Annotated in this window: 9 protein-coding genes; 5 read left to right on the forward strand and 4 right to left on the reverse strand. The window is 65.0% G+C overall.

Annotated elements, in window-relative coordinates:
- Both VIG90_RS07920 and VIG90_RS07925 read left to right on the forward strand, forming a co-directional pair.
- Positions 1–490 (forward strand): ATPase (locus tag VIG90_RS07920; protein WP_331592949.1); only part of this gene is annotated, 490 nt, incomplete at its 5' end.
- A gap of 10 nt (positions 491–500) precedes the next feature.
- Positions 501–1115 carry a F0F1 ATP synthase subunit B gene (locus VIG90_RS07925; RefSeq protein WP_331592950.1) on the forward strand — a complete coding sequence of 205 codons (615 nt, stop codon included), beginning with the start codon at positions 501–503 and terminating at the stop codon, positions 1113–1115.
- A 130-nt stretch (positions 1116–1245) separates the two neighbouring features.
- On the opposite strand, the gene VIG90_RS07930 is transcribed toward VIG90_RS07925, so the two are convergent.
- On the reverse strand, positions 1246–1878 hold the full coding sequence (locus VIG90_RS07930) for a GGDEF domain-containing protein (RefSeq protein ID WP_331592951.1): 633 nt from the start codon (positions 1876–1878) through the stop codon (positions 1246–1248).
- Positions 1879–2354: 476 nt separating this feature from the next.
- Here VIG90_RS07930 and purE point away from each other — a divergent pair, with 476 nt between their 5' ends.
- From purE to VIG90_RS07945, 3 genes are all read left to right on the forward strand, one after another.
- On the forward strand, positions 2355–2843 hold the full coding sequence (purE, locus tag VIG90_RS07935; RefSeq protein WP_331592952.1) for a 5-(carboxyamino)imidazole ribonucleotide mutase: 489 nt from the start codon (positions 2355–2357) through the stop codon (positions 2841–2843).
- Positions 2840–3907 carry a 5-(carboxyamino)imidazole ribonucleotide synthase gene (locus VIG90_RS07940; RefSeq protein WP_331592953.1) on the forward strand — a complete coding sequence of 356 codons (1068 nt, stop codon included), beginning with the start codon at positions 2840–2842 and terminating at the stop codon, positions 3905–3907. The genes purE and VIG90_RS07940 overlap by 4 nt, the downstream gene beginning before the upstream one ends.
- 199 nt (positions 3908–4106) lie before the next feature.
- Positions 4107–5012 carry a DMT family transporter gene (locus VIG90_RS07945; protein ID WP_331592954.1) on the forward strand — a complete coding sequence of 302 codons (906 nt, stop codon included), beginning with the start codon at positions 4107–4109 and terminating at the stop codon, positions 5010–5012.
- On the opposite strand, the gene VIG90_RS07950 is transcribed toward VIG90_RS07945, so the two are convergent.
- The 3 genes from VIG90_RS07950 to fabF form a co-directional block, all read right to left on the reverse strand.
- The gene (locus VIG90_RS07950) at positions 4957–5190 is read right to left on the reverse strand and encodes a ribbon-helix-helix domain-containing protein (protein ID WP_331592955.1); all 234 of its coding nucleotides are present in this window, start codon (positions 5188–5190) and stop codon (positions 4957–4959) included. The two genes, VIG90_RS07945 and VIG90_RS07950, sit on opposite strands and share 56 nt — an antisense overlap.
- 206 nt (positions 5191–5396) lie before the next feature.
- Positions 5397–6392: an endolytic transglycosylase MltG gene (mltG, locus tag VIG90_RS07955; RefSeq protein WP_331592956.1), complete on the reverse strand. Its 996-nt coding sequence runs from the start codon at positions 6390–6392 to the stop codon at positions 5397–5399.
- Positions 6393–6471: 79 nt separating this feature from the next.
- On the reverse strand, positions 6472–7734 hold the full coding sequence (gene fabF, locus VIG90_RS07960; protein ID WP_331592957.1) for a beta-ketoacyl-ACP synthase II: 1263 nt from the start codon (positions 7732–7734) through the stop codon (positions 6472–6474).
- Positions 7735–7852 lie beyond the last annotated feature (118 nt).

The raw sequence follows: 7852 nt of genomic DNA on the forward strand, positions 1-7852 counted from the left end.
GACCGCCATGCCTCAATTAGATATTTCCACCTTCGCATCGCAAATTCTCTGGCTTCTGCTGGTGTTTGGGGTGCTGTACTTTGTGGTGGTACGGTCCTCCTTGCCGAAGGTGGCGCAAGTCATCGACAGCCGCGAGGCGCACATCACGGCTGAGCTCGCTTCGGCGGAAGCAGCCCGTGAAGCGGCCGCAGCTGCCGGGGCGACCAGCGACGAAGCTCTGGCCAAGGCCCGTGCTGAATCGCAGCAGGTCCTCCTGGCTGCCAAGGACGCCATCTCTGCCGAAACCTCGGCAAAGCTGGCTGCTCTTGACGTCGAGCTGACCACCCGCCTCTCGGCCGCCGAAACCCGGCTTCAAGAGGCCCGGGCCCAGAGCCTGAGCCAGATCGACGCCGTTGCAGCGGACGCCGCTGCATCGATCGTCGAGAAGCTGACCGGCGTTTCTGTCGGCGCGGAAGAGGCGGTGAAGGCCGTCGCTTCGGTGAAGGCATAAGGAGGAACGAATGTCCACTGCACTCTACCTCCTCAGCGCAGCCGTGGACGGCGTCGCCGCCGTCTCCGATGCGACCGCACCGGTAACGGAAGCGATCCATGACGTTGCGGGCGAAGCCCACGACGCTCACCCGACCTTCCTCGGGCTGGATTCCACGGGCTGGGTTGCTGTCACCACCCTGATCTTTATCGGCATCATCATCTACCTGAAGGTGCCGGGCATGATCGCGAAGGCCCTCGATTCCTACACCAACGGAATCAAGGCCCAGCTGGATCAGGCTGCAAAGCTGCGTGCTGAAGCGGAAAGCCTCAAGGCCGAATACGAAGCCAAGCTGGTCGAAGCCGAGCGCAACGCCAGCGAAATCTTCGCCGCGGCCAAGGCCGAAGCGGAAAACATGCTGGCCACTGCCCGCCAGGACGTCGAGGCTCTGACCGAGCGTCGCCGCCAGGCTGCGGAAACCAAGATCGCCGTTGCCGAGCGCACGGCCATCGCGGAGATCCGTGAAGCAGCGGTTCGCGCTGGTTCGGCGGCTGCCCAGCAGCTGATCGCCGAGAAGCTCTCCGACGATAAGCGCAAGCAGATCGTCGACGAGTCCATCGTCGATCTGGATCGTCGCCTGCACTAAGGCGCTGATCTCAAGCCAGACACACGGAAAAGGCCGCCCAATCGGGCGGCCTTTTTCGTATCCTCATATCTCTGCAGCAGAAGCCGAGCCCTGCAGGGCGCCGTGCGCCGCCAGGGCCGGCAAACAGCCCTTACAGCCTGCTGCCCACCTTCTGGCGGTACATGGCAGCATCTGCCTTGCGCAGCAGCTCCTCGGGCGTCTCGCCCGGCTTGAACGTGTAGACGCCAACCGACGCGCTGATGTGCAGCGCCTCCCCGTCCAGCATCAGCGGTGCGTCCTGCAGGCAGGCCGCCAGCATCTCGGCCTTGACGCGAGCATGGGTCTCGTCCGCATGGGTCAGAATGATCGCCAGTTCATCGCCACCCAGCCGGGCGATCAGATCAGAGGCGCGTACATTGCGAGACAGCACTTCGGCCATGTGCAGCAGCGCCATGTCGCCAACCGTGTGCCCGTGGTTGTCGTTGATCTGCTTCAGCCCGTCCATGTCGAAGAACAGCAGGGAGGCCGGAACGTTGTAGCGCTCCGTGTAGCTCATCGCCCGCTCCAGCTCGCGCACGAACGCGCGCCGATTCGCCACCGGCAGCATGGGGTCCGTATCCGCCAGCCGCTCCAGCTCCAGGATGCGGGCGTTCTTCTGCTCCACCTCGCGGCGCAGGCTGTCTACCTCGCCAATCAGCGCCCGGATGGTCTCCCGAACCTTCTCGGTCAACTCCTCCGGCGGAATGGCGGTGGCGACGCGCGCGACGGCGTCAATCGTATCCACAGGGGCCAACTGGACCGCGGCACTGATGCCGCTGACCGGTTTGCTGCTTGAGGCGCGCGCAACGGATCGCAGGCCGCCTGCCCCTGTAGTAGGCCCGCTATTAAGGATTTTCATGACCGTGGCTCGGGTGCCCTGGGTTTACGAATCGGTGATACAAAACCCTAAAACATTGCTATTGCCAAGATGTTAACCATTCCTTTTACGCTAAGATTTTAAAAAAAGTAGGAAACTACAAAAATCAAAGGCAAACTTCCTGAAACTTGCAGGAATGGACAAGTCCAGCCGAACGCGTCGGCATAGGCTGATCGGGCTCTGCGGTCCCGCCCAGGTTCTTTCGAAGTCGGCCGGATCCCGCAGGATCGGAAAGTTCCTGAAACATTCATTCATTAAAACCGCAAATTCCTCAGGAAAGATTGCCTCAGGCGCACTCGTCGCTATAGTGCCCGCTTTCCAATCCGCTGAGTTCGGAAGTAACCATGAACGCGTCTTCGCCGCTTGTCGGTATGATCATGGGCAGCCAGTCTGACTGGGCCACGATGGAACATGGAGCCAAGGTGCTGGAAGCACTGGGCGTCCCCTTTGAGGTGCGCATCGTCTCCGCCCACCGCACGCCGGACCGGCTGTTTACCTATGCCAAAACCGCCAAGGAACGCGGCCTGAAGGTCGTGATCGCCGGTGCGGGCGGCGCCGCCCACCTGCCGGGCATGGCTGCAAGCATGACCACCCTGCCGGTACTGGGCGTTCCCGTCGAATCGGCTGCTCTGAAGGGCATGGACAGCCTGCTCTCCATCGTTCAGATGCCGGGCGGCGTTCCCGTCGGCACGCTGGCGATCGGCAAGGCCGGCGCCATCAATGCCGCGCTCATGGCCGCGAGCATCGTTGCCCTCAACGACCCCGAGCTGGATGCCCGCCTCACCGCATGGCGCGAGGCGCAGACCAACGGGGTTGCCGAGCAGCCGCAATGACCCCGCTTGCCCCCGGTTCCGCCATCGGCATCCTCGGCGGCGGCCAGCTTGGGCGCATGATCGCGCTTGCAGCCGCCAACCTGGGCTACCGCTGCCATATCTTCTGCCCCGAGCTGGATGGTCCCGCATCCCACGTGGCGGCCCAGACCACCAACGCGGAGTTCGAGGACGAAGCCGCGCTCACCGCCTTCGCGCAGAGCGTTGATGTCGTCACCTACGAGTTCGAGAATGTGCCCGCCGCCACCGCTGCGCTGCTGGCCCGGTATGTGCCCGTGCTGCCAAACGCCAAGGCGTTGGAAGTCGCGCAGGACCGCATCATTGAAAAGAGCTTCGTGCGTGATCTCGGCGGCGGTGTCCCCGCTTTCCGGGCCGTCTCCTCGCTGGAAGAGCTGCAAGCGGCCGTTGCGGAGATCGGCACGCCCGCCATCCTCAAGACCCGCCGCTTCGGGTATGACGGCAAGGGTCAGGCCCGGCTGAAGTCGCCGGAGGACGCCACAGGCGCATGGGATGCCATCGGCCGCAATCCGGCCATTCTGGAAGCCATGGTCCCGTTCGATGGCGAGGTCTCCGTCATCGTCGCCCGGGGTCAGGACGGCCGCATGGTCCACTATGGACCGGTCCACAACGTCCACAAGGACGGCATCCTCGACGTCTCCAGTGTGCCCGCGCCGTTCAGCGAGAAGCTGGCCGCCAACGCGGTCGCCGCGGCCGAGAAGATCGCCTCCGCCCTCGATTACGTCGGCGTGCTGGCGGTCGAGCTGTTCGTTGTGGGTGACGAGGTGCTGTTCAACGAAATGGCCCCGCGCGTTCATAACTCCGGCCACTGGACGACCGAAGGCGCGGTGACCTCCCAGTTCGAGAACCACGTGCGCGCCGTCTGCGGCCTGCCGCTCGGCGCAACCGATCCGCTGGGTCGGGTCGAGATGCGCAACCTGATCGGCGCGGACGCGGACCAGTGGCTCGAGCTGCTGGCCGATCCCGAGCTGCACGTGCACCTCTATGGCAAGGGCGAAGCCCGCCCGGGCCGCAAGATGGGCCACACCACGCGCGTCAGCCGGTCCTGACCGCCGCAGTGCACCGTGTTATCGGAGGGGCCGCATCCTGAACAGGATTGCGGCCCTTTCCTTGTCCTGAACGCAACCGGCTGCAACCGGAAGCCCCCTGCAGTCGCTCCGTAGAGCGCGCCGCACAAAGGGCTTGCCGTTGCCCTCTCCCGGGCGCATGCACGCCCGTTCCCTTCCTCCTGCTCCATGAGTTATGTCCATGAACCGCAACAGCCTCAGCCTGCCTCTGCCCGACCTTGGACTGGCGCTGCTGATCGTCGTGCTGTGGGGCAGCAACAACATTTTCATGAAACACATCACCGACGTGGTGCCGCCCCTGTTCGCGGGCGGGTTCCGCTTTGCCCTGCAGGCGCTGTGCCTGCTACCGTTCCTGCGCTGCACCCGGGAGGAGCTGCCCAAGCTGCTGCTGCTCGGAGCGCTGACCGGGCCGATCTACTTCTTCTTCCTGTACACCGGCTTTGCCGCCGCCGGGCAGATCTCTGACGTGATCGTGTTCTTCTTCATGTGGGTGCCCATCGCCACCCTGCTCGCGATCCCGCTCGTCGGGGAGCGGCCGACGCTTGCCGGCTGGTTCGGCCTTGGCCTGTCCGTGCTGGGCATTCTGGTGCTGGGCGCATCGCCGAACATCCTGTCCAGCCCGCTGGGCGTTACACTCGTCAGCTGCGCCGCAGTGGTGTGGGGCCTCTCCGCCGTGCTGGCGCGCAAGCTGGGCGGTGTGCGCGCCCTGCCGCTTCAGGCGTGGTCTGCCTTGCTGGCCGCCCCGCCCATGCTGCTGGTCAGCCACTTCGCCGAGCCCGGTGCGGTCGATGTCGCCGTTGGCTGGCTGCTTCCGCTCATCGGCCTTAGCCTGTTCTCCGCACTGTTCTCCGGCGCGGGCGGCAATGGCCTGATGTTCCTGCTTCTGAGCCGCCACCCGGTGGACAAGGTGACGCCCTACCTGCTCCTGACCCTGCCCTACACGGTCGCGGCGGGCGTGATCTTCATGGGAGACACCCTCACCACCCGCATGATCGCCGGCATGCTGATTACCATGGCCGGGTTGGTCGCCGTCACGCTTCAGGGGCGCTTCCGCCGCCGTCCTCCAGCCGCGCCAGCAGGCGCCTGAGCAGCCACACCCGAATGGCGCTGGACAGGTTGGTGGTGCGCTCCTCGTCAATCCGCGCCACCAGCTGCGCCAGAGGTATTCCCTCCTCGTTCGCAGCGGCCTGCAGCAGCTCCCAGAACTCCTCCTCGAGGCTGAGGCTGGTCCTGTGCCCGGCAATGGTGACGGATCGCTTCTTCATGTCCTGACGGCCTTCTGACGGCTTGGTGTCGTCCATATCGCAGGAAGGACTTGTCCCTCCCGCACCTCCTGTTCGATTCAAAGGACCGCACCTGTCATCGGCCGTAGTTGCGCGCCGAAGGAGCGACCGGGTGCGTCCCGTTCAAACGAAAGGGGATCGTTAAGGGGGTCATAGATCCCCTTAACCTGACCTTGCAAAACAGGCCCCTAGATCCCGTTCTCCACCCGGAAGCGCCGCCACTGCTTCACGTTACGGGCGTGCTCCTCGTAGGTTTCGGCGAACCTGTGGCCGCCGGACCCGTCCGCCACGAAGTAGAGGTTCTTGGTCTTGGCCGGTTTCAACACCGCCTCCAGCGCCTGACGGCTGGGGTTGGCGATCGGCCCGGCGGGCAAGCCGACGATGACATAGGTGTTGTAGGCGTTCTCGGCCCGCAGTTCGGAGAGGCGGATGCGCCGCCCCAACGGCTTGCCCTGCGTCACTGGGTAGATCACCGTCGGGTCGGCCTGCAGGCGCATGCCCGCTCTCAGCCGGTTGATGTAAACACCTGCCACCTCGGGCATTTCGCGCTTGATGGAGGTTTCCTTCTCCACGATGGAGGCCAGGATCACCGCCTCCAGCGGGTTCTGGAACGGCAGGCCCTCGTCTCGCGCTTCCCACAGCTCGTTCAGCGTCTTGCGCATGGCGGCCTGCATGCGGTTCAGCACCGCCTGTCGGCTCTCGCCGCGTACGAAGCTGTAGGTCTCCGGCAGCACCGAGCCCTCGTCGGGCACGGCCACCTCGCCCTCCAGCATCGGCTCGCTCTTCAGGCGCTCGAACACCTGCACGGCGCTCATGCCCTCAACCACCGTCACCTGCCGCAGCAGCACGACGCCTTCCTGCAGGAGCCGCAGCGCCTCGGCCGGGCTCACACCATGCGGCATGGCGTATTCGCCCGCCTGGATGGGTTTGTCCGAGCCGAACCAGCGCACCAGCCGCAGGAACGCGCGCCGGTCCTCAATCACGCCTGCGTCCTCGAGCGTGCGGGCGGCCTTGGTCAGCGAGGAGCCTTCCTCGATGAACACCACCGTATCATTGAGCGACGGCCCCGGTGCTTCCCAGCGATACGCCTGCCAGCCGAACCAGCCGGCCCCGGCCAGGCCGATGGCCAGCACCAGACCGGCCACCCCGGCGATGATCCACTTGTGCGTGCGAGTGAGCGCCATGACTTACCTTTACCACAAACGAAACGGGGCCAGTACCCGGTACTGACCCCGCTTGTCATCTCACGATGTTTCAGGCGGATCAAACCGCCTTGAAGATCACCGATGCGTTGGTGCCGCCGAAGCCGAAGCTGTTGGACAGCACGGCGCGCACCTTGCGCTCCTTGGCCACGTGCGGAACCAGGTCCACGCCCAGGCACCCCTCGGACGGATTGTCGAGGTTGAGTGTCGGCGGCACGATCTGGTCCTGCATGGCCAGGATCGAGAAGATCGCTTCCACCGCGCCCGCAGCGCCCAGCAGGTGGCCGATGGCCGACTTGGTGGACGACATGGAGATGTTGGCGATCTCGTTGCCGAACAGGCGGCGCACCGCGCCCAGCTCGATCTCGTCGCCCAGCGGCGTCGAGGTGCCGTGCGCGTTGATGTAATCAATGTCGCCCGGCGTCATGCCTGCGCGCTTCAGCGCCATTTCCATCGAGCGGTAGCCGCCCGAGCCGTCCTCGGCCGGAGCCGTGACGTGGTAGGCGTCGCCCGTCAGGCCGTAGCCCACGATTTCGGCGTAGATCTTCGCGCCGCGACGCTTGGCGTGCTCGTACTCTTCCAGCACCACGCAGCCTGCGCCTTCGCCCATCACGAAGCCGTCGCGGCCCACGTCATACGGACGCGATGCCTTTTCCGGCTCGTCGTTGTAGGCGGTCGAGAGTGCGCGGGCCTGAGCAAAACCGGCGATGCCCAGCGGGCAGATGGCCGATTCAGCGCCGCCGGCAACCATGATGTCCGCGTCGTCCCACTGAATGATGCGGGCCGCATCGCCAATGGCGTGCGCACCGGTGGAGCAGGCGGTCACAACGGCGTGGTTCGGGCCGCGCAGGCCGTACTTGATCGAAACCTGACCGGAGACCAGGTTGATCAGGCGGCCGTGCACGAAGTGCGGCGACACACGGCGCGGGCCGTTCTTGTGCAGGTTGACCGATTCCTTCTCGATGCCCGGCAGACCGCCGATGCCCGAACCGATCAGCGTACCGGCGCGCAGGCTGGTGGCTTCGTCCAGTTCGGTGAGACCGGCGTCTTCAAGCGCCTGGCCGGCGGCATCGATGCCGAACACGATGAACGGATCGACCTGACGCTGAATCTTGTGGTCCACCCGCTTGCCGGCATCGAAAGTCATGCCGGTGCCATCGCCACGCTTCACTTCACAGGCGATGCGGCAGGCGTAGCCCTCGGGATCGAAGATGGTGATCGGGCCGGCACCCGACTTGGACGCCAGCAGGTTAGACCAGGTGGTAGCAACGCTGCCGCCCAGCGGGGTTACCATGCCCAGTCCGGTCACGACGACACGACGCATGTCTCCGCCTCCTTCACTTACGGGTCCATCCGTACAAGGTTGCGCGGTCGGACCATTAACAAACGAGAACGGCCCCCCATGCATGGAGGGCCGAGACTCTCACTCCGTCACGGGCAAA

The sequence above is a fragment of the Pedomonas sp. genome (assembly GCF_036515995.1).
Classification (GTDB): domain Bacteria; phylum Pseudomonadota; class Alphaproteobacteria; order Sphingomonadales; family Sphingomonadaceae; genus Pedomonas.

Bases quoted from the DNA above. Each gene is read 5' to 3' on its own strand.
- VIG90_RS07940 (WP_331592953.1), top strand. From the start codon at position 2,840: ATGACCCCGCTTGCCCCCGGTTCCGCCATCGGCATCCTCGGCGGCGGC.
- fabF (WP_331592957.1), bottom strand. From the start codon at position 7,734: ATGCGTCGTGTCGTCGTGACCGGACTGGGCATGGTAACCCCGCTGGGC.
- mltG (WP_331592956.1), bottom strand. From the start codon at position 6,392: ATGGCGCTCACTCGCACGCACAAGTGGATCATCGCCGGGGTGGCCGGT.
- VIG90_RS07945 (WP_331592954.1), top strand. From the start codon at position 4,107: ATGAACCGCAACAGCCTCAGCCTGCCTCTGCCCGACCTTGGACTGGCG.
- purE (WP_331592952.1), top strand. From the start codon at position 2,355: ATGAACGCGTCTTCGCCGCTTGTCGGTATGATCATGGGCAGCCAGTCT.
- VIG90_RS07925 (WP_331592950.1), top strand. From the start codon at position 501: ATGTCCACTGCACTCTACCTCCTCAGCGCAGCCGTGGACGGCGTCGCC.
- VIG90_RS07950 (WP_331592955.1), bottom strand. From the start codon at position 5,190: ATGAAGAAGCGATCCGTCACCATTGCCGGGCACAGGACCAGCCTCAGC.